At 59.2% G+C, this 23527-nt stretch carries 19 protein-coding genes; 5 read left to right on the forward strand and 14 right to left on the reverse strand.

Annotated elements, in window-relative coordinates; all coding sequences use genetic code 11:
- Positions 1 to 245 precede the first annotated feature (245 nt).
- The 5 genes from ACWKY3_RS08565 to ACWKY3_RS08585 all read right to left on the reverse strand — a co-directional run bounded on the left by ACWKY3_RS08565 (position 246) and on the right by ACWKY3_RS08585 (position 11205).
- Positions 246 to 1592, reverse strand: coding sequence for a citrate/2-methylcitrate synthase (locus tag ACWKY3_RS08565; protein WP_449316003.1), 1347 nt, complete (start codon positions 1590 to 1592; stop codon positions 246 to 248).
- Between the two features lie 1040 nt (positions 1593 to 2632).
- Positions 2633 to 2782 (reverse strand): DUF5679 domain-containing protein, encoded by a 150-nt coding sequence (locus tag ACWKY3_RS08570; RefSeq protein ID WP_169999052.1) that lies wholly within the window; start codon positions 2780 to 2782, stop codon positions 2633 to 2635.
- Positions 2783 to 2930: 148 nt separating this feature from the next.
- Positions 2931 to 6515 (reverse strand): aminopeptidase, encoded by a 3585-nt coding sequence (locus ACWKY3_RS08575; RefSeq protein WP_449316004.1) that lies wholly within the window; start codon positions 6513 to 6515, stop codon positions 2931 to 2933.
- A gap of 58 nt (positions 6516 to 6573) precedes the next feature.
- Positions 6574 to 8112 (reverse strand): hypothetical protein, encoded by a 1539-nt coding sequence (locus ACWKY3_RS08580; protein WP_449316005.1) that lies wholly within the window; start codon positions 8110 to 8112, stop codon positions 6574 to 6576.
- 18 nt (positions 8113 to 8130) lie between these two features.
- The gene (locus tag ACWKY3_RS08585) at positions 8131 to 11205 is read right to left on the reverse strand and encodes a helicase C-terminal domain-containing protein (RefSeq protein ID WP_449316006.1); all 3075 of its coding nucleotides are present in this window, start codon (positions 11203 to 11205) and stop codon (positions 8131 to 8133) included.
- A 134-nt stretch (positions 11206 to 11339) separates the two neighbouring features.
- On the opposite strand from ACWKY3_RS08585, the gene ACWKY3_RS08590 reads away from it, so the two are divergent.
- Complete coding sequence (locus ACWKY3_RS08590; RefSeq protein ID WP_449316007.1) at positions 11340 to 11984, forward strand: hypothetical protein; 645 nt, start codon at positions 11340 to 11342, stop codon at positions 11982 to 11984.
- Between the two features lie 203 nt (positions 11985 to 12187).
- On the opposite strand, the gene ACWKY3_RS08595 is transcribed toward ACWKY3_RS08590, so the two are convergent.
- Entirely contained in the window at positions 12188 to 13129 is a 942-nt protein-coding gene (locus ACWKY3_RS08595; protein ID WP_449316008.1) for a D-alanine--D-alanine ligase family protein, read from the reverse strand.
- A 120-nt stretch (positions 13130 to 13249) separates the two neighbouring features.
- Here ACWKY3_RS08595 and rlmN point away from each other — a divergent pair, with 120 nt between their 5' ends.
- Positions 13250 to 14284 (forward strand): 23S rRNA (adenine(2503)-C(2))-methyltransferase RlmN, encoded by a 1035-nt coding sequence (gene rlmN / locus ACWKY3_RS08600; protein WP_449316066.1) that lies wholly within the window; start codon positions 13250 to 13252, stop codon positions 14282 to 14284.
- Between the two features lie 558 nt (positions 14285 to 14842).
- Here the strand turns inward: rlmN and ACWKY3_RS08605 are convergent.
- Together ACWKY3_RS08605 and ACWKY3_RS08610 are read right to left on the reverse strand one after the other, a co-directional pair.
- Positions 14843 to 15901: a ParB/RepB/Spo0J family partition protein gene (locus ACWKY3_RS08605; protein WP_449316009.1), complete on the reverse strand. Its 1059-nt coding sequence runs from the start codon at positions 15899 to 15901 to the stop codon at positions 14843 to 14845.
- On the reverse strand, positions 15894 to 16874 hold the full coding sequence (locus tag ACWKY3_RS08610) for a ParA family protein (protein WP_449316010.1): 981 nt from the start codon (positions 16872 to 16874) through the stop codon (positions 15894 to 15896). Before ACWKY3_RS08610 ends, ACWKY3_RS08605 begins: the two co-directional genes overlap by 8 nt.
- A 424-nt stretch (positions 16875 to 17298) precedes the next feature.
- Between ACWKY3_RS08610 and ACWKY3_RS08615 the strand changes: the two genes are divergently transcribed.
- Positions 17299 to 17715: an endonuclease domain-containing protein gene (locus tag ACWKY3_RS08615; protein WP_449316011.1), complete on the forward strand. Its 417-nt coding sequence runs from the start codon at positions 17299 to 17301 to the stop codon at positions 17713 to 17715.
- A 544-nt stretch (positions 17716 to 18259) separates the two neighbouring features.
- On the opposite strand, the gene rsmG is transcribed toward ACWKY3_RS08615, so the two are convergent.
- The 6 genes from rsmG to rpmH all read right to left on the reverse strand — a co-directional run bounded on the left by rsmG (position 18260) and on the right by rpmH (position 21269).
- Positions 18260 to 18901 (reverse strand): 16S rRNA (guanine(527)-N(7))-methyltransferase RsmG, encoded by a 642-nt coding sequence (gene rsmG / locus ACWKY3_RS08620; protein ID WP_449316012.1) that lies wholly within the window; start codon positions 18899 to 18901, stop codon positions 18260 to 18262.
- A 167-nt stretch (positions 18902 to 19068) separates the two neighbouring features.
- The gene (locus ACWKY3_RS08625) at positions 19069 to 19623 is read right to left on the reverse strand and encodes a Jag family protein (protein ID WP_449316013.1); all 555 of its coding nucleotides are present in this window, start codon (positions 19621 to 19623) and stop codon (positions 19069 to 19071) included.
- Positions 19624 to 19696: 73 nt separating this feature from the next.
- Positions 19697 to 20482, reverse strand: a complete 786-nt coding sequence (locus ACWKY3_RS08630; protein WP_449316014.1) for a YidC/Oxa1 family membrane protein insertase — start codon at positions 20480 to 20482, stop codon at positions 19697 to 19699.
- A 58-nt stretch (positions 20483 to 20540) separates the two neighbouring features.
- Complete coding sequence (yidD, locus tag ACWKY3_RS08635) at positions 20541 to 20831, reverse strand: membrane protein insertion efficiency factor YidD (RefSeq protein WP_449316015.1); 291 nt, start codon at positions 20829 to 20831, stop codon at positions 20541 to 20543.
- Positions 20789 to 21121, reverse strand: a complete 333-nt coding sequence (gene rnpA, locus ACWKY3_RS08640) for a ribonuclease P protein component (protein ID WP_449316016.1) — start codon at positions 21119 to 21121, stop codon at positions 20789 to 20791. Before rnpA ends, yidD begins: the two co-directional genes overlap by 43 nt.
- Before the next feature lie 13 nt (positions 21122 to 21134).
- Entirely contained in the window at positions 21135 to 21269 is a 135-nt protein-coding gene (gene rpmH / locus ACWKY3_RS08645; protein ID WP_449316017.1) for a 50S ribosomal protein L34, read from the reverse strand.
- A gap of 665 nt (positions 21270 to 21934) precedes the next feature.
- Between rpmH and ACWKY3_RS08650 the strand changes: the two genes are divergently transcribed.
- Positions 21935 to 22270: a hypothetical protein gene (locus ACWKY3_RS08650; protein WP_449316018.1), complete on the forward strand. Its 336-nt coding sequence runs from the start codon at positions 21935 to 21937 to the stop codon at positions 22268 to 22270.
- Between the two features lie 81 nt (positions 22271 to 22351).
- Positions 22352 to 23449 (forward strand): ATP-binding protein, encoded by a 1098-nt coding sequence (locus ACWKY3_RS08655; protein ID WP_449316019.1) that lies wholly within the window; start codon positions 22352 to 22354, stop codon positions 23447 to 23449.
- Positions 23450 to 23527 lie beyond the last annotated feature (78 nt).

Genomic DNA, 23527 nt, shown 5'->3' on the forward strand with positions numbered 1-23527 from the left:
CCTAGAATGTTTCACGTGAAACATTCTAGGGGGGGGGGACCCGAGGACCGGAAGTTTTGTCGTACGCGACTGCACTGCAGGAACAACAAGGGGCTCGATGTTTCCCGTGAAACCTTGAGCCCCTCCAATTTCAAGGAAACGTGAGCAACCAGCAACTACGCCTCTGCCAACTCAAAACAGCTGGCTACCCAAGCATGGAGCACTCACGCATTCCGATTCGCACGCCCCTATGAACGTTTCCTGCTCTAGCGTTCATCAAGAGGAATATACGCTCGTTTTCCGCTGCGAGCGGACTTGTACGCCGGCCGAATGATGCGCTTGCCCGACACTATCTCCTCGAAGCGATGCGCGGCCCAACCAGACATGCGCCCGCAGACGAACAGCGGCGTAAACAAGTCTTCTGGAATCCCCATCATCGAGTAGACGAATCCTGAATACATATCCACATTCGCGCATATGTCTTTGTTCGTGCCCTTTTGCTGCAAAATAACCTCAGGCGTAAGGCGTTCGATGGACTTGAGAAGCTCGAATTCTGCTTCAAATTCCGTTCCCTTCGCCAAACGTTCAGCAAATTGCTTACATAATATGGCGCGTGGATCTGATTTTGTGTACACCGCGTGGCCCATTCCGTACACGAGTCCTGTTCGGTCGAATGCCTCCTTGTTGACTATTTTTGCCAGGTAGTCGGCCACTTGGCCCTCGTCAGACCAGTCGCTCACATTTTGCTTGATTTCCTTTTGCATGGCTATCGCCTGGTGGTTCGCCCCGCCATGACGCCGACCCTTCAACGACCCCATGGCGGCGGCGTAGGTGGAGTAGGGATCGGTGTCGGCTGAGGTCATCACACGCGTGACGAAAGTTGAGTTGTTTCCGCCGCCATGTTCGGCATGCAGGCACAGCATGATGTCGAGCATCCGCGCTTCTTCCGGCCTGAACGAACGATCGGGGCGTAACATGGACAAAATAGTCTCGGCCGTGGATTGACCCGGCACGAAACGGTGCATGATCATGGATTCGTTGTTGTAACGGGCACGCATGGCGTAATAGGTCAGCACCATGATGCGCGGAAGACGGGAGATGAGCGAGATGGCCGTATGCACCTCATGATGGGCCGACCGGTCCTCGGCGTTGTCGTCGTACGCGTAAAGCAGCAAGACGGTGCGCGCAAGCACGTTCATGATATCGGGCGGCGTGTCGCGCATGATCATTGACGCGGTGAAGCCGTTGGGCAGCTCTCGTTCGGCATCGAGGGCAGCAATGAACCGATCAAGTTGCTCGCGTGTGGGCAACTCTCCCATGAGCAGGAGGTACGCCACTTCTTCGTAGTTGAAACGGCGTTCGGCGTCATCGACATCCAGCAGGTCGCAGATGTCGTAGCCGCGATATCGCAGCATGCCGTCATCTGCGATCTTCTCGTTGTCGGAAATTACGTAGCCGTGAACATTGGAGATGTTCGTCAACCCGGCCAAGACGCCGGTTCCGTCGGCGTTGCGCAGGCCGCGTTTCACATCATATTGCTCGTAGCTGTCGATGCCGATGGTGTTCACAGCCTTGAAGTTCTCATACAGGGCAATCTTCTTCTCATCTCCCATAGCAAACCCTTTCCGCCGCGAACGCGGCTCCCTGTTGAAACAACGAACAAAGCAACAGGCCCTATGCACCTGCGACGGAGGCGCGCACGGCCTGCGACGAAGGGCTGGGCAATTGAACGGACATGCTGACGATAATCTCATCATGATACTCCGACGGGGGCAGCAAGGTAGCGTTCATTGCACGCTTCGTCGGTGAAAAGGCGCTAGATGCGGATTGGAATTCCGTTTGGCTGAATGTTTCACGTGAAACATTCAGCATGTACGGCGCAAGAGCATTGGAATGCAAGAATGCGGAGTGCTGTCGAGGGAAACGCGCGCCGCAGGGACGCCGAAACGTCGCGGGAACGAAAGGCACACTCGCCGCAAGAACAATGAGGCATTGCAGAAGCAGAAGGAACCTTCCTGCAGCGCATAAGAGCACCGAATGTTGCAGGGGTAGAAGTGTTATGGGAACACCGAACTCCTTTGAATCGCGAGCGTCCCCGAGGCCCAGAGTCTCCTCAATGCGAGGAAGCCTCCCAAACGCCGCAAAAATGTTTCACGTGAAACATTCTGCATGCGAGACACCGGCGGCATTTCGGATGCAAAGCCGAAGCGACGCGGAAGCGTAAAGCCCGCTGCAAACGCGCTGCCGGAATCCCACGCCCTCGAAGCCCTCCCGGGAAAGGACTCCTAAAGGGCGCTGCCAAAAGGCCAATCCAAAAACGCGAAATATCGCAGAGCCGCAAAACACCCTGAAACACAGAGGCAGCTCCAGAACGAGGAAGCCCCCGAAACGAGAATTCTCCCAAACGCCGCAAAATGTTTCACGTGAAACATTCCAAGGTATGCGAACGCTGTTGGAACTCCGAATCGCCGCAGAAACGCAGAACATCGAAGCGTCTTCGACTATGCGCCTTCGACAAAGCATCTTCGAAGCACTGCAAAATGTTTCACGTGAAACACTCGGCACGCGCGCGGCGCATGCTCGGCACAAAAAAACGGCGTCCGTTCGAAACGGACGCCGTTCGCCAAGTTGTGGGTCCACCCAGGTTGCGAAGCTACTTCGCAGCGCCAATGCGGCAGATCGTGGTACCGCAGTCGGGGCACTTGCCCTTCGTGATGGGCTTGCCGTTCTTCGTCGTGCTCTCGACGGGATCCTTCATGATCTTCTTCGCCTTGCACTTCACGCAGTAAGCTTCGATGGCCATGGCTAAAAACACCTCTCTGTCTTGCGCTCAAGCCGGCGACCAGCCGACTCTCGCATCTATTCGTGATAAGAACCGTGCGCGTGAGAACGCACGGCAGAGCATTATAGGGCAAGCTTGCGAATCGCCAGCTAAGCTCGCCCCCTACCCCTTATATATTCTTCAACAACTCCATAACAAACCCTGCGTTCGCGTTCAGCACGTCTTCGTCCACGTTTTCCAGCACATCATCGCTCTGTGCGAAGAACGCGGGCTTGCCTCCGGCCATGCCCACCAGATGCATGGCCTGCTGTCCATGCTTGATGGCGTACGACGCAGAACTATCGCCCCACAGGATACGGGCCGATCCCACACTCAATCCAGTGGCCTGCGACGCCTTCTTGATGTAGCGCTTCATGCGAGAGGAGGTTTTCGCGCGCTTGTACATGCCCTCCTGCTCGATCATGCACAGATCCCCGGCTCCCAGCGAATCAAGCTCGATGATGATCGCACCGCGCAACTCTTGCTGATGCTCGGCCAAAAACGCCCTCATGCCGCTGTTCTGGGCCAATTCCGAGCCTAGGGACACAAACCACACCTCGGTGTTGACATCGGGGTTGCGGAACTGGTAAATCTGCTGAAGCTCCTCAGAGATTTCGGCGTCCGGCAAAGCGGCCTGGGCGGACTCTTCAGCAAGGGTCTCGGAGTCAAGATCGGCGCTTTCCATTCGGCGGGACGAGAACGCGCCTCCGTTCCAACGGTGCCGGCCATCGTCCGCGGAGTATCCCTCATCCGTTGGAGCATAGGGTTCGTCTTCGTACGCTCCGCCGGCAGGCGCCTCATTGTCGTACGCTCCGCCGTCGTACTCCTCACTATACGCCTCGCCGTCGTACGCCCCCTCGTCGTAGGCGTCCTGGCGATAATACTTGTCATCGGAGTAGAACGAATCCTCTTCGAATTGGTCTATCTCCGTGCCAACGTAAGGCTCCTCATAAGCGTCGCGCCTGGTCATGTCGGCAGTGTCGCCCGCTTCGCCATCTTCGCGGAAGCTCTCCCAACCACCGCGCTGCGCACCCACCGTGCGGGCGTCGAAGGATTCGTCGACGTCGAGCCATTCCTGGGTGCTAGCTTCGTCCTCTTTGTCCTTGCGACGGAACCGGTCGAACAACCGGCGCACGCGCGATTTCGGCATCTCCACGTAGCCGGGTCCTGCGAAAGCCCCGGTCTCGGTGAAATTCTCATCGTACGCGGAATCGTCCGCATCGTCCACGTAGATGTCGTCGGGATCCACGTTCTCAAGCAACTCGTCGCCGATGGGAGCGAACGCCCCGGTCGCACCGGCGGGGACGAACGCCCCGGCCGCGTTGACGTTGGAGTTCCTGCTGTCAGCACCGCCCGACCGCGCGATCGCCCCTGACAAAGAGGGCAGCGATGCGAGCAAAGAGGATTTCCTCTTTGCGGGCTCGTCGTGCTTCTCGGCGGTATCCGACGGGGCAACCTCGTTGGAGGCGTCGCCCACGCTGATGGACGGAAGCATGGTGAGCAGGCTTTTCGCGGCGGTCTTGCCCGCGTTCTCCACATCGGCCAAAGGAGCGCGCTGCTTGGGCAGCTCGGTGATGGGGGCCGGCTTGGCGGCGGATACGCCTATATCGGGCAGAACGATGGGACGGCGCGACGAGGCTTCCGCCTGCTGCGACGCCTGCTGGGCGTCGACCTGCGGCTGCCGAGCGGACTTACGCGGTTGGGCGTCGCCCATCTCTATGCGCCCGCTCGCTCCTATGGACGCGTCGGTGACATCTACGCGGTTGCCCGTGCGAATGCCGTCCTGCCTGGCGGCTTCGGCCTCTTCCCGAACTTTCCGCGGATCAAGGAACGCGGGCATCGACGGCTCGGACACGGCGGGAACGTCGTCTATGTTCAACGTGCTCACATCGATGGGCGCCATCGCAGTGGTCGAGAAGGGGTCGGCCTCGCGTTTTGCGGCCGAAACATCGCCCGAGCCATCTTGGCCTGCCGCAACGGCAGCGCCGTCCTGCTCCGAAACCCGCCAGGGTTCGTCGGATCCATCGGATCCGTCGTGCGTTCCCTCGTACGCGGCAACGGCGTTGGAAGCCGCCGCAACAGCCGGCAAAGCCCCGGGAGCGGCCTCTCCGTCAGAAGCGTTTCCCCCTTCCGCGCCCGCGTTTTGCGCGTTCGACGCGCCCTCCTGGACCCTTTCGCCGGAGAACGCAGCCGCCAGCTCCTGCTCGACGGCCTCCTGCGAGGCAACGCGGTCGGCCGACGGATCGGCGACATCGGGATTCTTCCCCCATTGCGGCGCCTTGATCTCGCGTATCTCCTCGCGGCCTTCGTCAAGCACCTGCTCAAGCCGCTGCTCCACAATCAGATTCGCCTCGGCGAAATGCCCTGCGCTCTCCGCCACCGCCGCGTCCAAAGCGCTTGCGTAGCGGGAACGCTGAACCGGCTTGTCCGCCGTCCGAGGACGCTTGGCCTTCTCTTGGGCCTTCTTGAACCAGTCCGGAACGCCGTCCGAGGGCGTGGCTGCGGAAACCGGCTGTTCAACCATCGGTTGCGGAGCAATGCCGGCAACCGGCTGTTCTGAAGCGCCGGCATCCGCAAGCCCCTCCGCAGCCGCCGCTTCGGCCGCCTTCTCCACGTTGGCGAGGGCGGCTTGCACGGTGTCGGGAGGAATGGTCGAGAACGCCTCGAACGTCTCCCCGCGCTGTTCGCGAAAATCCTCCTCCGAGGGATGCTGAAGGGGAGGCTCTTTGATCTGCACGAGGTTCTGGGCGATGTCCGATGCCGCCATGCCGCTGACCGGCTTGCCGGTGAGCGCCGCCACGGCCGCTTTGGCGGCGGCCAGGCGCGCTTCGGGCGTCTGGGGCGTGGGCTCGGGCGGTTTGAGGGATTGCGCCTCGTACACCAGATCGGCGCCTTCGGGCACAAGGCCCGCCGCGCGGGCGGCCTCTTCGCCGTGGATGGCGGCGTTCTCGCGCTCGGCCAGCTCGGCCTCGCTCACGCGGCCGCGGCCCACACGACGCGCCACTTCCAACAGCACCGCGGTTCCCGCTGCGTTGCTGTTCGCGGCCTCATTGTACGAAGCGAGCTTATGCAGAACGCCCACCGCCAAAGGAACGGCCGCCAGCACGACCGCCAGCACCGTCAGCACGTTCATCACCACGGCCAGAGCGCCTTCGGCGTTCAGGAACACCGCGTTGCGCAAAACCAGGATCACCGGAAGGCCAACCATGGCGCCGAGCGTGGCCCACTGCAGCGCAGGGAGGATCCCAACCAACGATCCTCCCAGTTCAGAACGCACTTTTCCACTGTCGTAACGCGCCACCAAAATCACTTTGCGGCGCCGTGGCCCCGTTCCCTCGGGCGTGTACCCGGGATCGTACTTGGCCACGACGTTCTGGCTCACGCCGCGCTCGAACAACCTGGACAGCAAAGGCCTGTCGAAAGCCTCCGCAGCAAACAGAAGCGCGGCTGCCAAAGAGACGATGATGGAGGGAACCCCCATGACGGGAAGGAACAAAGACGCAAGGGCCACCAGCACCGAGCATGCGCAGCATATCATGCGGGGCACCTCGGCGTTCGGCGCGCCGTTGAAGTCCTCAATCACGGCGGAAAGGCCGGCATCCTTCTGCATTTGTTCGGTTATATACAGCGCCGCCTGCTGCTCTTCTTCGGTGCCCGCCGGACGCGGCCCGATTTCCTGGGACAGGTACGCGACGTGATCTGCTATTTCCGGCATACGCTTTGCCTTTCGTTCCTTGGCTTTTCCAACAAGGCATACATAGTGCAAGTATACGCTATTTGCTTCCTGCCCCCAAGTAATCGCGAATAAAAGCATCGGCCGTTCCAGCCTGTGAACGGGCCGTTGCATAAGATTCGGACAAGCGCTCGGTGGCGCGCTCGTACGCTTCGAACACGATATCCGACGGATCGGCCGGAAGAGAGCGCGCGAGGGAGACGGCTTCCGCGTCGGCCGCGTTGTAGGCGTCGTTTTGGGCGCTTGCCTCCTCCTTGTTCTTCGCAAGGAGCGCGTCGTTGGAGGAAACGGCGTGGGAAAGCGCCTCAACTCGCTTGTCCACGTACCCCATCAGGGAAGACAAATCCGCGTCGGGGAAAGACGCCTGCACGCTCTCCAAAGCGGAGCGGGCCTCTGCAAACGCGGTCAGCGCTTCGTTCGTCTTGTCTTTGGACGCCTGCACGTTCTCGGCGGTTGCGTCGGTCACCAGTTCGGCCGCGTCGCGGGCCAACGCATCGGCCTCCAGCACGGCCTCCCACGCTTCCTCAAGGGAAACCGATGCGGCCCATGCTCTCTGCGCGTCCTCCAACAACTGCCCGCCTGTGTTCAAAAGCTCCTTGCGCGCGGACACGGCGGCCACGGTTTGGTTCGCCGCCTCCTTCTCGCGCGCGTCCCGAAGCTCCATCGACGCCGCGCGGGCCTTCTCGTCCGCAGCGCTCAGGGACGCCGCCGTTTGCTCCAAGCCGGCCTGAACCTTCTTGCAGCGATTCGCGAAATCCTCTCCGAACGGATTGGACACGAGGTCGTCCATCTCTATGATGGCTTGGTCGGCCTCGTTCACCAAATTCAGGGCCTCGTTGAGCAGGTTGACGTTCTCCCTTTGGTGCCGAACCTCTTTGTAAAGGTAGAAGCCCCCTACGGCTGTGAGCGCGGCCACCACCGACACGACGACGACCGCGGCCGCTATTCTGCTCAGGCGCCGCCGTGCCTTGCGCCGAGCCACTTCCTCTTCGGGGGAGCGCGGCGGTTTCGCCGGATGAGATGTTTCACGTGAAACATCGTTGTCGCGCACGCCCAGCCCGCCGAGCGCGCCCAGCCCGTCCAACCCGTCGCCCGCGCGCCCCAAGCTGGGAGCCACTTCCTGCACAAGCGCCGCGCCGATATCCCGCGCGGTGCTCGATTCCACTTCGACGCTCAACCTGTCGGCCGCAGGCAAAGCGGCGGCACCGTTCGCCAGAGCGCCGCCCTCAATGCGGTCGTCGCCCCTCTTGGAGTCCTTCGCCTCCTCCACAGCCGACGACGCGAAATCGAGCGCATCGTATCGGGAAAGCGAGCCTTTTCCTCCCGCCGCCGCGAAACCCCCGTCGGACAGCGGCAGCCCCTGCTCCTTCACGGGCGTTCCGGACGGCTTCTTCCTCCTGCCCGGCAGGGTGAACAGGGATATTTTGCCGAACCGGGAAGCGACCCCGTCGCGATTCCTCTTGTCATCGAGCGTCTCGCGCGCCGCATCAAGGACGCTGAACGATATTTCGTTCGACGTGCCCTTCGTGTGTCTTTTGATGTGCGCAGCGCGCGTGAATTTGTCGTCTTGCTTCGCCATATCCTTGGCTCCATGCGGTCAGAGACGGCGATTGCGCAGATCTTCCGCTATCTCCGCAGCAGTCATGATCTTGATCGTCTTGCTGGGCAGGGAGTTGAGGAACGCCTTGCCGTAGCTTTTCGTGATCAGGCGTTTGTCGGCCAAAATGAGCACGCCGGTGTCGTCGGCGGTGCGGATGAGCCGCCCGGCCGCCTGCTTCGTCTCCAGAATGGCTGCGGGAAGCACATAGCGCCTCCATGCCTGGTCGTCCCGCGCCGCGCGTTCGCACGACAGGGGATCGGTCGGCTTCGAAAACGGCAGCTTGGGGATGACCACGCCTTTCAAGGTTGCTCCGGGCGCGTCGAATCCCTCCCAGAAGCTTTTGAGCGCGAAAAGCGAAAGGTGCTCGTCCGCCAGAAAGTCGTCCCGCAGCCCCTTCACGGAGACGCCCCATTTCTGGCACACAACCCTCAAGTCGTCCTCTTTGAGAGGGGGTTGGACCTCGTCGTAGCACCGCTCCATCTCGCGGCGGTTGGTGAACAGGGTCAGCATGGATCCCTGCTGCGCCCGGTGGACATCCACCAGCAAGCGCTGCAGCCTCTCCAAATACGAAGGGTCGTTCGGCTCGGGCATGTCGTTTGCCACGTACACCGTCATGTGTCCGTCGAAGTCGTAGCATGAATCGAGCTTGAGCGCGCGGCACCGCGAAAACTCCGATGCGTTCAGCCCCAACGAGTGCTCGAACGAGTCGAACGTCCCGTTCACAACCAGCGTGGCGGAAGCGAACACAATCGAATGAGTGCGCGCGTACAAGGTTTCGTTGAGCACGTCCCCCACGTTGATGGGCAGCGCTTCCAGCTTTTCGGCCAGGCGATCCTTCTTGCGATTGAGCGTTGCGGAGTACGCGTAAGCCTCCGGAGCGGCGCTCAATATGATGTCCACCGCGCTTATCTGCTCCTTCAGCTCTATTGCGCAGGCCGCCACTTCCCTTTGTATCTCCGCGACGCCGTCCACTTCCTCCAAGTAGCCCACAAGCTCTTGACATGCGGTAACAAGTTTCTCCGCTTTTTGCGCCATGGAGCGGCCCAGCTCCGCCACATGGCCGAACGTCGCGCTGTGGCGAATGTCGTCGTTGATCCATAGCTCGACGGTCTCGTAGCCTCGGCCTTTCTTGCTCTGGTCGAAGAACAAAAGGCTTTTCAGGCTGTCGCTGAACTCGCGCGCGTCTTCGGCATACATCCTCCCCGCCTCGCGCGCCTTGCCGGTAAGGGCGTAGAACAGCGACGTGCCCTCTTCGCTTCCGGGAACCACCACGCGCCGCTCCGCACGCACGAACACGTTTCGAGAAGATTCGTCCGAACCCACGCGGTTGGCAAGGTGGACTATGTCCTCAGCCGACAGCTCCACCGAAAACGCCCGGCGGGCCTCGGCCTCGGCGCCGTGGGCCTCGTCCACGGTCCAATACCGAATGGGGGGAAGCAGCCCGCCGTCTGCCGCAAGGTCGCAGAACAGCAGGCTGTGGTTCGTCACCACGATGTCCGCCTCCTCCGCGCGGCGACGCGCGCCGTGGACGAAGCACGACGTTCCGAAGTACGGGCACTTGCGCCGCAGGCAATCGTGGCTTGTCGTGGTGATGGCGCGGCGCGGCAGCAAGCGGTAATCTATCTTGAGGCCGTCCATGTCGTCGTAGCCCGTCTGCTCCACGAACGACAGCAAAGCGGCCAACGCCGGAGCTTGCGACTGCTCCCTTCCCGCCACCAGGCGCATATGGTTTTCCTCGCCCAGGATGCGTTCTATCTTCCTGAGGCACGGATAATGCGAGAAGCCCTTGAGCGGCGCGAACGTCAGAGGATGGCGCTCAGGCCGCAGCTTGGCCAAAGCCTTCGCCAGAGCCGGCAGCTCATGGTGCACCAGCTGGTCGAGCAGCGCGTTCGTTTTCGTGGCAACGCCGAGGGCGATGTTGTTCGCCTGAGCCGTCAGCGCCGAGGGCACCAGGTACGCCATGGATTTCCCCACACCCGTTCCCGCTTCGACCATGAGATTCTCCGAAGACGCGAACGCGCTCCTCACCGCCTCGGCCATGGCCGCCTGTTCCGCGCGCGGCTCGAACCGCTCGTACAGCGAGCCGACAAGCCCCTTCTCCGAAAACGCCTCGCCTATGGCGGCGTCGCTTGGAAACACAAGCTCGCGCTGAGGATCGGACGCTATGTCGTCCGCATCCACCTTCGCGGCGCGCTCCGTTTTGGTCAAGCGGACCCTTCTGAGCGCTTTGAGCGAGAACCTCCGCGCAGCGTCGGATGTTTCACGTGAAACATTTTCCTCCCCGTCGCCGGATGTTTCACGTGAAACATCCGAACCCGGATGCGCGAAATGCGCGCGGAACGCGTCATCTTCCTGCAGGGCGGCAATTTTCTCGAACACCACCTGCGAGCACCATTGGTCCTTGGAGGCCAACCCGGCTATCTCGCGCACCAGGGAGGGGGGCATGGCAGCCACCCCTGCAAGCAGAATGCGGAATATGGCGCAGGTTGACGCCACGTCGGCATCCGCGCGATGGGTTGACAGGGGAGCGCCGAACGCCTTCACCAAATCAAGCAGCCGGTGGGATTTCAAACGTGGCAGCGCGATGCGCGCCAGGTCGAGGGAGTCTATCCACGTGCACGACAGCAAAGGGGAACCCTCTTCGTGCCTCGTGGTGAACGTGCGGTCGAACTCCATGTTATGGGCCACCACCGTCGCATCCCCAACGAACTCGGCCAAACGCGACAGCGCTTCAGCCGGAGAAGGGGCGGAAGCCACATCCTCGTCATGTATGTCGGTCAGGCGGGCCACGTCCTCCGGAATGGGCTTGCCAGGGTTCACGAACGTCACGAACCAATCCGTTATGACGCCGCGTTCCATGCGCGCGGCGGCGATCTGGGTGAGTTCGTCATGGTTGAACGAGAGTCCCGTGGTCTCGGTGTCGAGCACGACGATGTTGCGATCAAGATCGCCGAAATCAGCGTTCTCGGCAAGCGCGGACAACGCGGCGTAGCGTTCTCTCACAGCTTTGGGCGTGCCTTCGCTTATGAAGCTTTGCAGGGCATCATGGTTGAGCATTCGTTGTTTATCCATAAGAATCAGCCTATCATCTATCATGGAATCACACAAATCCCCTCACGGTGAACACATGCCCGCATACGCGGGCGCACGCAAAAGGGAAGCCGCCCGCCGGCAACAGCGGAGGAAAAACAGCGGAGGAGCACGGTATGCAATCGGAACGGTACTTCGGAACGTACGCTCGATTCGAAACGAAGTCGAAAAAGGACGCGGCGGCTCTGCTTGGCGCGGACAATCTTGTTGGAGACGTTTTCGACATCGTGTTCATTGAAGAGGATGGAGTCGATATCGCCTGGATGAAAAACCGATTTGGTTGCCTTGCGGGCTATTTCGACGCCGCACTCTCGCGTCGTTTGAGCATTTTCAAAGCACGAGGTTGGGATCCGAAGGCGCTCCTTTCTTTCGTTGCGTTCACCGATTCCCCTGATCCCGGCCATTACTGGGGCCAAGCCGCCATCATCTGCTATGATCCCGCCTTCTCCGAGCCTTTCTCCGCGTTCGTCCAAGGATTATCGGCGCGGCTTTCGGATGGCATTCGGCCCGACATCGACCTTGGAACCCAGGCAGTCGATTCCGTTTTGCAGAGCAACGGCACGTGGCAGCCGAAGAAAACGATCCCCCTTCCTTCGCGGGAGAGGGGAACGGTCATCATGAAAAGCCGCCGCAAGATGAACGAGAAGCTGATAGAGCAAGGTCGCAAGGGAAACAAGGGATGCTACGTTGCCAGTTGGGCGTTCATTTTCGCCCTTGTGGCGCTTGCGGCGTTCGCGTTGAAGTCCTGCGGAGTGTTCTGACGTTTCCCGGCGCCACGCGGCCGACGCTGCGGGATGGCCGACGCTGCGGGATGGCCGACGCTGCGGGATGGCCGACGCTGCGGGATGGCCGACGCTGCGGGATGGCCGACGCTGCGGACGTTTCAAGGGCCGAATGTTTCACGTGAAACATTCGGCCCTTGTTTTTTCGACGCATTCAGCGTATCCAGGGTGCAAGGTTTCTTTTACGAAAGGGCAAGCTCCACGAGCTTCGTGCACAATTGCGGAAACGATATTCCCGCTGCGCGCGCGGCATCGGGCAGCAACGACGTTTCCGTCATACCGGGAATCGTGTTGGTTTCAAGAATCCAGCACGACCCGTCTTCTTCCAAGATGAAGTCCGACCGGGACACGCCCCTGCATCCGAGAACCTTGTGGGCTCTTACGGCAAAGTCCTGGATCCTCGCGGTGTCTTCGACGGACAATCGGGCCGGGCACACATGCTGCGACCCGCCGGGCGCATATTTCGATTCGAAATCGTAAAACTCGCTTTTGGGAACTATCTCTATGACAGGAAGCGCCTCCGGATCCTCGTTGCCCAAAACGGCAACCGTCAGCTCCATTCCCTTGATGTACCGCTCGATCAGAACCTCGTCATCCAAGGCCAGCGCCTTCTCAAGAGCCTCTTCCAACGAGGCCCTTCCTTCCACGATAAACACGCCCAAAGCGCTTCCTTCAGAACCCGGCTTCACCACGCATCGATGCCCAAGCTGGGAAAACACTTCGTCTGCGTCCGTCTGGTCCCCCGCGCGCACCACGATAGCGGGGGGAGTTGGTATCCCCTCGTCACGGTAATAGCGCTTCGACTGGGGTTTGTCCATGGCAAGCGCGCTTGACCACACCCCCGAACACGTATACGGCAGGCCGATCAAGTCGAGGAAACCCTGCATGGTCCCATCTTCGCCCCATTTTCCATGAAGGCACAGGAAGGCGACATCGAACGGCTCGTCCATCAGCCGTTTGAGGTCCTCTTTCTCGGCGGGATCCAGCAGGACGCCGTTAAATCCCGCTTGTTCGAGGGCTTTGAGCGCCCCCTCTCCCGAAGCGAGGGAAACCTCCCGTTCTCCGCTCTTTCCCCCTGCGAGCACCGCCACGCGATACCGCCGAGGATTGAAGTCCTCAACCATGGCCCCTTCTTTCGCCTTTCGCCGGATATGGACCAAAGCAGTATATCAAACCGCCCATCCCAAAAGACGACTTGCCGCGTGCTGCGGAATGTTTCACGTGAAACAGGTATAATGGCTGCCATGAAACCATCCATCAAAGCATACACTCTCCCTCAGCTTGAAGCGCTGATGAGAGATCTGAGTCAACCCGCTTTCAGGGCAAAGCAGCTTTACGAATGGCTTTACAAGCATGGAGCCTCGTCGTACGACCAGATGACCAACCTCTCTTTGCAGCTGAGGTCCGCCCTTGCGGAGGGTTATTCCCTAGGGTCCCCTGTCATTCAAGACAAAAGAACGTCGAAAGACGGAACTATCAAGTACCTACTCTCCTACGACGACGGGGTGTGCGTCGAGACAGTGGCCATACCGTCTCGAAACGAGGAACGCCTCACCGTATGCTTCTCCACCCAAGCCGGCTGCACCATGCAATGCGCTTTTTGCGCGACCGGCCAAGAGGGGCTGACTCGCAACCTCCTTCCGGGAGAGATAGTGGACCAGGTGATCGCCGTTCGCAACGACATCGGCCGCCGCGTCACGAACATCGTGGGAATGGGGCAGGGCGAGCCGTTTCTCAATTACGACAACGTGCTCGCCGCGCTGCGCATATGCAACGATCCGAAAGCCCTCGGCATAGGGGCACGCCATATCAGCGTTTCCACCTGCGGAATCATTCCTGGCATAGATCGCTTTTCCAACGAGCCTGAGCAGTTCACGCTTGCCGTCTCCCTCCACGCCGCCTCGCAAGCCGTGCGCGACAGTCTCATGCCCAAAGTCTCCTCTTTTTCGCTGGACGACCTGAAAAATGCCCTGCGCCGCTACATCCGGAAAACGAAACGCCGGGTCACGCTTGAGTATCTCATGATCAAAGGAGTGAACGACTCTTCAGAGGACCTTGCGAAAGTGAAGTCGTTTTGCTCAGGTCTGCTCTGCCATGTGAACCTCATCCCCATCAACCCCGTCCCGGGCGCGCCTTTCAAGCCCAGTCCGCAGCGGACGATGAACGAGTGGGTGAGCGAATTGCAGAAAAGCGGCACGGAAACCACTATCAGGGATTCCCGCGGCGCGGACGTCCATGGAGCCTGCGGCCAATTGAAAAACACGTATCGCCGCAATTAACAGAGGGGGAGAATGTTTCACGTGAAACATTCTCCCCCTCTAGTTGGACGAGCGTTGCGCTCTTTCGTTCCCCAGGTGTTGATCATACTTTGAGTTCGATTGCCCGCTGAATCGCCCGTTCCGCCCAGCCATTTGCCAGTTCCGGCCACCCGCCGGCCCCAATCACCCGCCAGTCACCCGTTGGACCCAGTTCCCGTCAGCCCGACTGCTTGTTGGGCTCAGCTACCCGCCGGCTCCAGTCACCTGCCAGCCACCCTCTAAGCCCAGGAACCCACCAAGTTTTATTGTGCATCCAGCCCAAGCATGATCTAAGCTGCCGAGCTTTTGTTGCCGCCATGGCCGCTCCTCCCGCTCTCGCATGCCATATAAGAAAAGGGCCTTTCACAGCCCTTTTCAAATACGAACACCATTTTAGCGAGTTCCATCTCAGCGAACGCTCCTAGCACACACGCGCCCGCTCATCTGCGACAGCAAAGCGACCAAGGCAAAAAAGGAACGCCGCACTCTCGCAGAATGTTTCACGTGAAACATTCTGCGGATTCCAACCGTTCCGCATCATCACGATGCGGCGGCTATCAACTCCTCGAAAAGCCTCTCCAGATCCTCTTCGTCCTTGAACTCTATTTCTATCTTGTTCTTTCCCTTGACGGATTTGACCTTCACATTCGTATTGAGGACGTCCTTCAGCGCACGAGCCACGGTTTTGAACGTCTTGGGAACCGGAGCCTTCGGCTGCTGGTTCTCCCCGCGCTTTCCCGAGAGCAGCCGGGCGATAGATTCGGCTTCGCGGACCGTCAGTTTGTCGGCCACCATCTTCTCCGCAAGCTTCTGACGACCTTCCTTTGTGGGAATGGACAGAATAGCCCGCGCGTGGCCGGCGGTTATCTTCTCTTCGAAAAGCAGCTGCTGAGCCTCTTCCGGAAGTTCGAGCAACCTAAGGGCGTTCGCCACCGTCGAACGACCCTTCGACATCGCCTGCGCCACTTCAGACTGGGTCAGATTCCGTCTCTCCATCATACGACGGTACCCGTACGCCTCTTCGATGGGGTTCAGGTCCGACCGCTGGACGTTCTCCACCAAGGCAAGCTCAAGGGCCAGATCGTCGTCGGCTTCCTTTATGCGCACCGGAACCGTTGGCAGTCCCACCATCTTGCACGCCTGCCACCGGCGCTCCCCGGCTATGATCTGGTACTTCTGATACCCAATGGGCCTGACCAAGATAGGTTGGAGCAACCCGTCCTTCTCGATGGAGGCGGCAAGCTCTTCCAGCTGATCCTTCTTGAAGTTGGTGCGCGGCTGATCAGGATTGGGGCTGACGGAGTCAATGGGGACCTCGTCGGTATGGCGCTGCATGACGCTCTTGATGGTCACCTGCCCGTCTTCCTCGACAATGGATTCCTCGCTGCGAGGCTGATCAGCGGCTTCCTTTTGGTTTTCTTGATTAACCGAAGGGGCCGCGTTCGCTGCCGAAGCCTGCCCTCTGCGGGCGGCACGCACCTCGTCATCTTCCACCAAAACCCTCTTTTGGGAGTTTTCCGCAGGGGCAGCCTCTTCGAATGCTCCTCCCAGCAGCGAATTCAATCCTCTTCCCAAACCGCCCCTTGTCGACCTAGCCACGCTGTATCACTTCCTTCGCAAGATCGGTATAAGATTGGGCCCCTTTGCCCATTGGATCATACTGTGTGATCGGCTGTCCGAAACTGGGCGCTTCCGACAGCTTGACTGTACGGGGAATGAGCGTGGAGAACACAGCCTTGCCGAAATAGTTCTTCACCTCGCTCACCACCTGGCGCGACAACGTGGTCCGACCGTCGTACATGGTCAGCAGCACGCCGAAGATATCAAGCGTTGGATTGAGGCGTGTTTTGACACGTTTCATTGAATCAAGGAGTTTTGTCACACCCTCCAACGCGTAGAACTCGCATTGGATGGGAATCAGCAGCTTGTCGGCGGCAACCAACGCGTTCACCGTCAACAGGCCCAAAGATGGGGGACAATCGACGAAGATGTAGTCGTACCTGCCCCTCAAACTCCCCACTGCGTCCTTGAGCCGATTCTCGCGAGCCATTTCCGACACAAGCTCAACCTCGGCCCCGGCAAGGTTTATGGTCGCGGGCACGACGTCCAAACCCTCGTACACATCGGGGATGATAACGTCCTCTATGGGGACGTCGTTGAGGAGCACATCGTACACGCAGTTGCTGACCTGGCTCTTCTCTATGCCCAAACCGCTTGAGGCGTTTCCTTGGGGATCCAAATCAACCAAGAGAACCTGCTTTCCAAGCTCTCCGAGCGCTGCGGAAAGATCGATGGCCGTGGTCGACTTCCCCACGCCTCCCTTTTGGTTAATAATCGCGATGACCTTCGTTTGCCCCACCACATGCCTGACCGGGGCCTTGTCTTTAAAGGATTTAAGGGGTTTCGGAGGAGGAGGCGTCTCTTCGACCTTCGTAGGAACCGAGCGTTCCACCACCTCGATATGATCTATCGAGATTTCATCTTCAATCTCGTTCTCAACAAGCTCTGGTTCGTCATGTTTGACAGTCTCGGCTGGTTTTTTGTCTCGTTTGAGACCATCGAATAGTCCCACTGGGACCCCCTTTCCTAACTGCTACGACAGTATACCTTGTTTGTGTTTCACGTGAAACATTCACGACAAATCGACAGGCCCATCAACAAGATAACCCCTCCGGGTGCCCTTGCTTCTTTCGATCAGCAAACAAACGAATAGAGCAACCGAAATGTTTCACGTGAAACATTTCAGCAAGCTGGTTTGCACGATTGCCCTGCCAAACGCTCTTCGCCGGTCCAAACCATTGCGAAGAGGATAGAAACACACTGGAAAAGCGCTGGAACGGCGCTGGAAGCGGGCAAGAACCGGATTGGATCCCCGTAAGACATGCGAAACAACTGGAACGATTTTCGCTGGATACGCGCAAGATCCCTGTCAATAAGCTTGGTATACCATAGCACGACAACAAGAGGGCAGGCCTAGCGATTCAAAGGAGCGTCAGATGGCAATGGGACAAACAAGAAGGCAGATTCTCGCTCAAAGAGCATCAACTATGAGAAATTCCATGACGTACGCCGAAAAGCGGCTCTGGCTTGGCTTTTTGCGGCACTACCCAACATCGTTCGTTGCGCAAAAGGTCATAGACCCTTATATCGTGGACTTCTTCTGCCGGAAAGCTCGGCTCAGCATAGAACTTGATGGAGACACCCACGCATCGCCACGTCAAGCCCGATACGACAGGATACGGACAACATACCTTGAGATGCTTGAGATAAAAGAGCTGAGGTTCACCAATGAGCAGGTGTACGAGAATTTCGAAGGCGTGTGCGAAACCATTCACAACGAAGTGATGGCAAGAAGGAACGACGTGGAGAGTCCTCAAAGCCGCCTGTTTCGCATCTTGCAGCAGAAATCATGAAACTTTGGCAAGGTGTTGCCGCCGGGGAACTGTTGGCAGGAAGCTGACAACAGTGCGCTGTCGGCGATCCGTTTGGCACGATCCAGCAGAGCGCGGGCGACAGGGCGTTTGGTGAGATCCTGAGGAACGCGGGCGACAGGGCGTTTGGCGCGATCCGGCAGAGCGAGGACGAAAGGGCGTTTGGCGCGATTCCGCAGAGCGCAGAGCGAGGGCGACAGGGCGTTTGGTTTGATCTGGCAGCTTCTTGATAACGGGACGCTTGGCGCGATCCGGAAGAGAGTTGTTTTCGGATCGTTTGGCGAAAAGCGGCAGGGCGCCGGCAGCTCAGCAATCCGTTTGGCGCGATTCTGCGATGTGGCGTGATTCTGCGATGTGCTGGTGGTGGAACGTTCGCGCTATCGGGAAATTCCCTGCCAGCAGGACATCGCCGGCAGAGTATTTCGCCCGACATCTTCACCCGGAATGTTTCACGTGAAACATTCCGGGCAAGCAATCTATGCAAGCGCGACCTAACTCACGCGCCTGAACAACAAGCGCAGGCCCCTCAAAGCGGACGCTTTTGCGCAAAACCAGTTTTGCGGGGAAGGTTGATCGAAGGCTCTGCCTTCTTCTTGAAAGAGATGATCCTCCTCTCCCTCCCCTGCAAATCCACTTCCCTGTCTCCGCAAAGAAACATCCCCGTCTGATCCTGCAAAGCCAGCGCGTGCTCAAGCTCGTCTTCCTCCACATGCGCTTTGTAACAAACCAAGACTCCTCCCAAAATCAAAAGGGGAGACGCAAGCTCCATCAACACGGACAAACGAGACAAAGCCCTTGCCGTTGCAACGGCGAAGGAACAAGGCTGTTCCCTGGCGAGGTCCTCGATCCTTCCCGTATAGGTTTCAACATTGGTCAAACCCAGCTCTTGTACCATGGAATCCAAAATAGCCGTCTTCTTCCCAACTGAATCCACCAGCAACGTGCGACGACCGCTCTCAACAGCCAGGGGAATTCCGGGATACCCGGCGCCCGAGCCAAGGTCAACGTAGCGTCCCTCCGGCGCTGCAACAACCTCCGGCAATCCCACCAGGGAATCCTCCACATGAAGAAGCATTCCCTCGTCCCATGTTGAGATGCGAGTTATGTTCGTCACCTTGTTGGCCTCTATCACCAACTCCAAATGCCTTTTCAGCAACGCGTCGTTCATAACAGCCCCCTTCCCGGCTTCTGTCGGCATCACAAGCGCGTCAAACGCGCAACGGAATGTTTCACGTGAAACATTCCAAAGCAATAGACAACAATAAGGCCCGCATCAAGGTGTGCGGGCCTTGCCTCTCATTCGTGCAAACGGGGTCAACGGAAGCGGAGCATCCGTCAACGAGGGAGAATCACCACATGCCGAGCGCTGCCCTCCCCCTCGGAAGCAGTCTCCACTCGGTCGTCATCCCTCAAAGCGATATGGACGATACGACGCTCGTAAGGAGTCATGGGCCTCAGTTTGATGCTGCGATGCTGGCTGGCCGCCCGATTGGCTGACGAGCGGGCGATAGACTCCAGCTTCTCGCGCTGGCGGCCCTTGTACCCTTCGACATCGACGATCACGGGATACCTGAACCCGATGGTGCGCACCGTGATAGCGGACACAAGGAACTGCAAAGCGTCGAGGGTTTTGCCATGACGCCCAATGAGCACGGCCAGATCATCGCCTGTGATGTCGAGGATCAGCTCGCCTTCGTCCCCCTCGTACTCGTCGATGGTCACTTCTCCCACGTCGAAGTACTTGAGAATGTCCTGCAACGCGCCAATCGCCGTGTCCGCAATGCGATCAAGCTCTTCGTCGCTCAATTCCCCGACCTCGGCTGGCGCATCGGTTCCAACACTTTCGCTCTCAAGCGTTTCCTCGGGCCTTTCGACATGTTCTTCAGCCATGGTGCGCTCCTTTACCCTATACGGAAAGCCTCCGAATGTTTCACGTGAAACATTCGGAGGCTCTTTGCGGCATCTACTTTTTCTTCACCGTGTTCTTCTTGGTGGGACGAGGCTTCTTCACCTTGCGCGTGACCTCCACTTCGATAGGCTTCACTTCGATGGTCTGCGCCTCTTCGGCATCCTTCTTCTTCATCATCCTCATGGTGATCTGCTGCTGAGCGAGGCCGAACAACGACGAAACGCCCCAATACAGAAGGACGCCCGCCGGAGACCCCCAACCGATCCACAGCATGAACAAACTCATGACGCCGGACATGATGAGCGTTTGATTGCGCTGGGGGTTGTCCTTGTTCCCCAGCTGCATGAGCACCATGGGAAGGAACGTCGCGCCCGCGAACACCACCAACAGCACCAAATAAGGAACAAATGTTCCAAATCCACTGGCAAAAGCCTCAGAAGGACGCATAACCAGGTTGGGCACCAGGTTGTAGAACTCATAGGAGGTGCCCTGCGTGCGCGTGCCCATCTCGCTGAGCACCTGGAACAACGCGATGAACACGGGCATCTGCAAGAGCATGGGAAGACAGCCGGCCAAGGGGTTGAACTTGACCTCGGCGTACAGCTTCTGCATCTCCTCCTGCATGCGCTGCGGATCGTCGGAGTACTTGCGCTGGATCTCCTGCATGAGAGGCTGGACCTTTTGCATGTTGTACGACGATTTCGTCTGCTTCTGCATGAGGGGGAAGAGGAGCAGTCGGATAATGAGGGTGACGATGATGATGGCAAGCCCCCAGTCGCCGCACATCTGGTAGAAGAAATGGATGACCTCAAACACCCAATCCTTGATTACATCCCACATTCTAAGCTGTTCCTTCCTTCAGTGTTGGAGAAAGCCCCCGAAAGCATTCGGAGAGCCGTCAAGGGACCGGGTCGTAGCCGTGAGGCCCGCCCGGACGACAGCGAAGCACGCGTTTCACAGTGAGCTTCAACCCCTTCGCGAAGCCGTAACGCCGAAATGCGTCGAGCGCGTATTCCGAGCACGTTGGAGTGAACCGGCAACACGAGGGAAACATAGGCGACACGGCGCTGCGATAAAAGGTTACGAGAAACATCGCCACGTTGCATGGCATCTGCCTCGCAAGCCTTGAAAAACGCTGCGCCCGCGTCATCCCCGTCGAATCCCGCCTTGTTTCAACGTATCGCTGCATACTGCTAGCACTTTACTATAAGAGACCTTGCAAACGCCCGACTTCGCGAGAAATATCACGTCGAAGCCCTCCCACGGGCCTCCCAACTCATGGCAGACGGCCCTCATGCGCCGTTTCGCCGCATTGCGCCACACCGCGTTTCCAAGCTTTTTGCCCGCAATAAAAGCAACACGACCGTGCGGGCCGTGCTGCTTCGTGGGTGACGCTATGAACGTGAGGTAAGGCGTGTGCAAACGCTTGCCATGGGAAAACAGATCGGAGATGTCCCCGGAGGACTTGATGGTCTCCAATCGCGCGTCTCCCCTACACGCACAGGCGCTTGCGGCCCTTCGCGCGGCGCGCGGCCAGAACCCTGCGGCCACCCTTGGTCGACATGCGGGCACGGAAACCGTGGGTCTTCGCCCGCTTGCGAGTATTCGGCTGATAGGTGCGCTTCATGTTTTGTTCCCTTCCGTTGTTCAGAGCAACTTCGAAAGTATATCGCACGTTCCCTCCGAGTCAAGGAAAATACCTAAGAACGCAAAGAACCTGGGGATAAGGGGGAGGGAAGAGGGCTGCAAGCTGCGGGGGTCGGGGGGCACGGGGCGCGGCTGGCACGGGACGGGGGCACATGACGGCCCGAAGGGGATCGGGGGGGCGGGGGCGAGCAAGCGCGCAGGGGAGGCGGGCGCAGGGAAGGAGCGCAGAGAGGCGCGGTGGACTCGCACGGTGATCAGAGCAGGTTCGCAGGGGCCTCACGGCAGCGCAGAGACGCAGAGGGGGGTGCGAAGAAAGGCGGGCAGCGGGGCTCGTGGAGCGGGCGGTGGGTTGGATCGCAGGAAGACTGGATAGGCCCCAGAGAAACGGGCGTTCCCTTTCGCCTCGGCCGACACTGAAAAACATCGGGGTCTCCATTGAAAATCAAGGCGGAGGATGCTGAAAACAAGGGAAATTCAAGCGACGGGGAGTCTTTTTCCATCGGCTCATTGTGGAAAATGTTGAAAACTTCTTTTTCATTCGAGAGGCGTTGTGGAAATCCCCATGAGGACAGTTTTGTCAAGATGCATTTTGCAAAAATTTGACAAGCCGCTCATCAGGCATTAGTGAAAGAGGAAAACAAAAACATGCGCATGAACTGGTGTTTTTCTTTTCAAGAAGCGAAGGGGGAGCGGATTCCCCCGTTCGGCCGACCGAAGCTTCGACAAAACGAACGTCCATACGATGGCGCGAGCCAAGAACGCCCGATTCTCCGAAAAGCCGCCTTTCGGCAAGACGGTATTAACAATGGAGGGAGGTTTTTCACCGTTTCCCCCTTCCGCTTTCAGCCTGTTTCTTGTTGTTTTCCACAATTTCTGAATGAAAAGTGGAAAACCTTGAAAACACCGTGTGAAACAGCGGGGAATTTTTCTGCAAACGTCCGATTTCCCCAATTACCCCTCTATAACATCGCAGGTGAATAGATTCTCAAGTGAAAAAACGCTACAATGCTCATGAAAGTCTTTGAATGAATCTGAAAAATCGATCTGAAAAACGGAACACCATTGGACAACCAGATTGAACAAGCAGGTCACCCCGCACCCTCGCCCGCCGAGAACGGTGAAAGCCCCTACGATTACGCCCATGTGAGCTCGACGGCGCGAATAGCGCTCTACGACGACCTCCTCAGCGCGCCGCGCGTGACCGAGATCGCCCCGGCGCCCACCGCGGACTACATCGAAAACCTTGCCTCGAGCGTCTACGAGCAGGCGAAGGCGTCCGGCGGCACCATCCCCTACACGGTTATCCGGGAGGTGTCCGAAAACTTCATCCACGCGCGCTTCGCCGAAGTGACGGTGTCGATACTCGACGGGGGCAACACCATCCGGTTCGCCGACCAGGGGCCGGGGATACGACAGAAGGAGAAGGCCCAGCTCCCCGGATTCACCTCGGCGGTCGAGCCGATGAAACGCTACATACGAGGCGTGGGGTCGGGCCTTCCCATTGTGAAGGAGTACCTGGACTTTTCGCACGGGACCATCGCTATAGAGGACAACCTTGGGACCGGATCCGTGGTGACCATCAGCCTTGAGCGCCATCCTTCCGACGTTCCGGGCGGAGCTGGGGAACCGGCCGGAGGGGTCCCCGGCGAAATGGAGCGGATCGGCATGCAAGGCCAAGGACCCCTGGAGGGTCCATGGCCCCAAGCCCAGGAGCCCCCCCTCGCGCATCCGAGCTACCAAGCGGCTGGCTACCCCGCCGCCGCAGTTGCGCCTGCCGCCGCAGCTGCGGCCGCCTACCAGGCTCCTCCCGCATACCCCTACGCGCCGTCGGGCTACCCCGCCATGCCCGCCGCAGGAGCCGGGTACGGCTACCCCGCCGCGCCAGGCGTGCCCGTGGCCGCGGCGCCTCACGACCCATACCGTCAGTACCCGACGGCCGCTCTCGCCTCCCCTTTGACCCAGCGGGAGCGGGACTTCCTTGCCCTGTTCCTCTCCGAAGGGGCTTTGGGGGTGACCGACCTCGCCCATCTGACCGGCGCGCCTGCGTCGAGCACGCACGCGGCGCTCTCCAAGCTCGAGAAAGCCGGCCTCATCGAGAAAACGCACGGGCAAAAGCGCGTTTTGACGAATCTGGGATACCAAGTGGCGCGTTCCCTGTGAACGTCTTTGCCTGACCATTCGGTTTTGTATACAATCGAACCCACGCCGGACGGCCCTCGGAAGCACGCGGGGCGGCGA

It is taken from the genome of Rubneribacter sp. (assembly GCF_965361815.1).

Bases quoted from the DNA above. Each gene is read 5' to 3' on its own strand.
- yidD (WP_449316015.1), bottom strand. From the start codon at position 20,831: ATGCAGCGATACGTTGAAACAAGGCGGGATTCGACGGGGATGACGCGG.
- ACWKY3_RS08585 (WP_449316006.1), bottom strand. From the start codon at position 11,205: ATGGATAAACAACGAATGCTCAACCATGATGCCCTGCAAAGCTTCATA.
- ACWKY3_RS08580 (WP_449316005.1), bottom strand. From the start codon at position 8,112: ATGGCGAAGCAAGACGACAAATTCACGCGCGCTGCGCACATCAAAAGA.
- ACWKY3_RS08575 (WP_449316004.1), bottom strand. From the start codon at position 6,515: ATGCCGGAAATAGCAGATCACGTCGCGTACCTGTCCCAGGAAATCGGG.
- ACWKY3_RS08590 (WP_449316007.1), top strand. From the start codon at position 11,340: ATGCAATCGGAACGGTACTTCGGAACGTACGCTCGATTCGAAACGAAG.
- ACWKY3_RS08615 (WP_449316011.1), top strand. From the start codon at position 17,299: ATGGCAATGGGACAAACAAGAAGGCAGATTCTCGCTCAAAGAGCATCA.
- ACWKY3_RS08630 (WP_449316014.1), bottom strand. From the start codon at position 20,482: ATGTGGGATGTAATCAAGGATTGGGTGTTTGAGGTCATCCATTTCTTC.
- ACWKY3_RS08625 (WP_449316013.1), bottom strand. From the start codon at position 19,623: ATGGCTGAAGAACATGTCGAAAGGCCCGAGGAAACGCTTGAGAGCGAA.
- ACWKY3_RS08595 (WP_449316008.1), bottom strand. From the start codon at position 13,129: ATGGTTGAGGACTTCAATCCTCGGCGGTATCGCGTGGCGGTGCTCGCA.
- rpmH (WP_449316017.1), bottom strand. From the start codon at position 21,269: ATGAAGCGCACCTATCAGCCGAATACTCGCAAGCGGGCGAAGACCCAC.
- ACWKY3_RS08570 (WP_169999052.1), bottom strand. From the start codon at position 2,782: ATGGCCATCGAAGCTTACTGCGTGAAGTGCAAGGCGAAGAAGATCATG.
- rsmG (WP_449316012.1), bottom strand. From the start codon at position 18,901: ATGAACGACGCGTTGCTGAAAAGGCATTTGGAGTTGGTGATAGAGGCC.
- ACWKY3_RS08650 (WP_449316018.1), top strand. From the start codon at position 21,935: ATGCGCATGAACTGGTGTTTTTCTTTTCAAGAAGCGAAGGGGGAGCGG.
- ACWKY3_RS08565 (WP_449316003.1), bottom strand. From the start codon at position 1,592: ATGGGAGATGAGAAGAAGATTGCCCTGTATGAGAACTTCAAGGCTGTG.
- rlmN (WP_449316066.1), top strand. From the start codon at position 13,250: ATGAAACCATCCATCAAAGCATACACTCTCCCTCAGCTTGAAGCGCTG.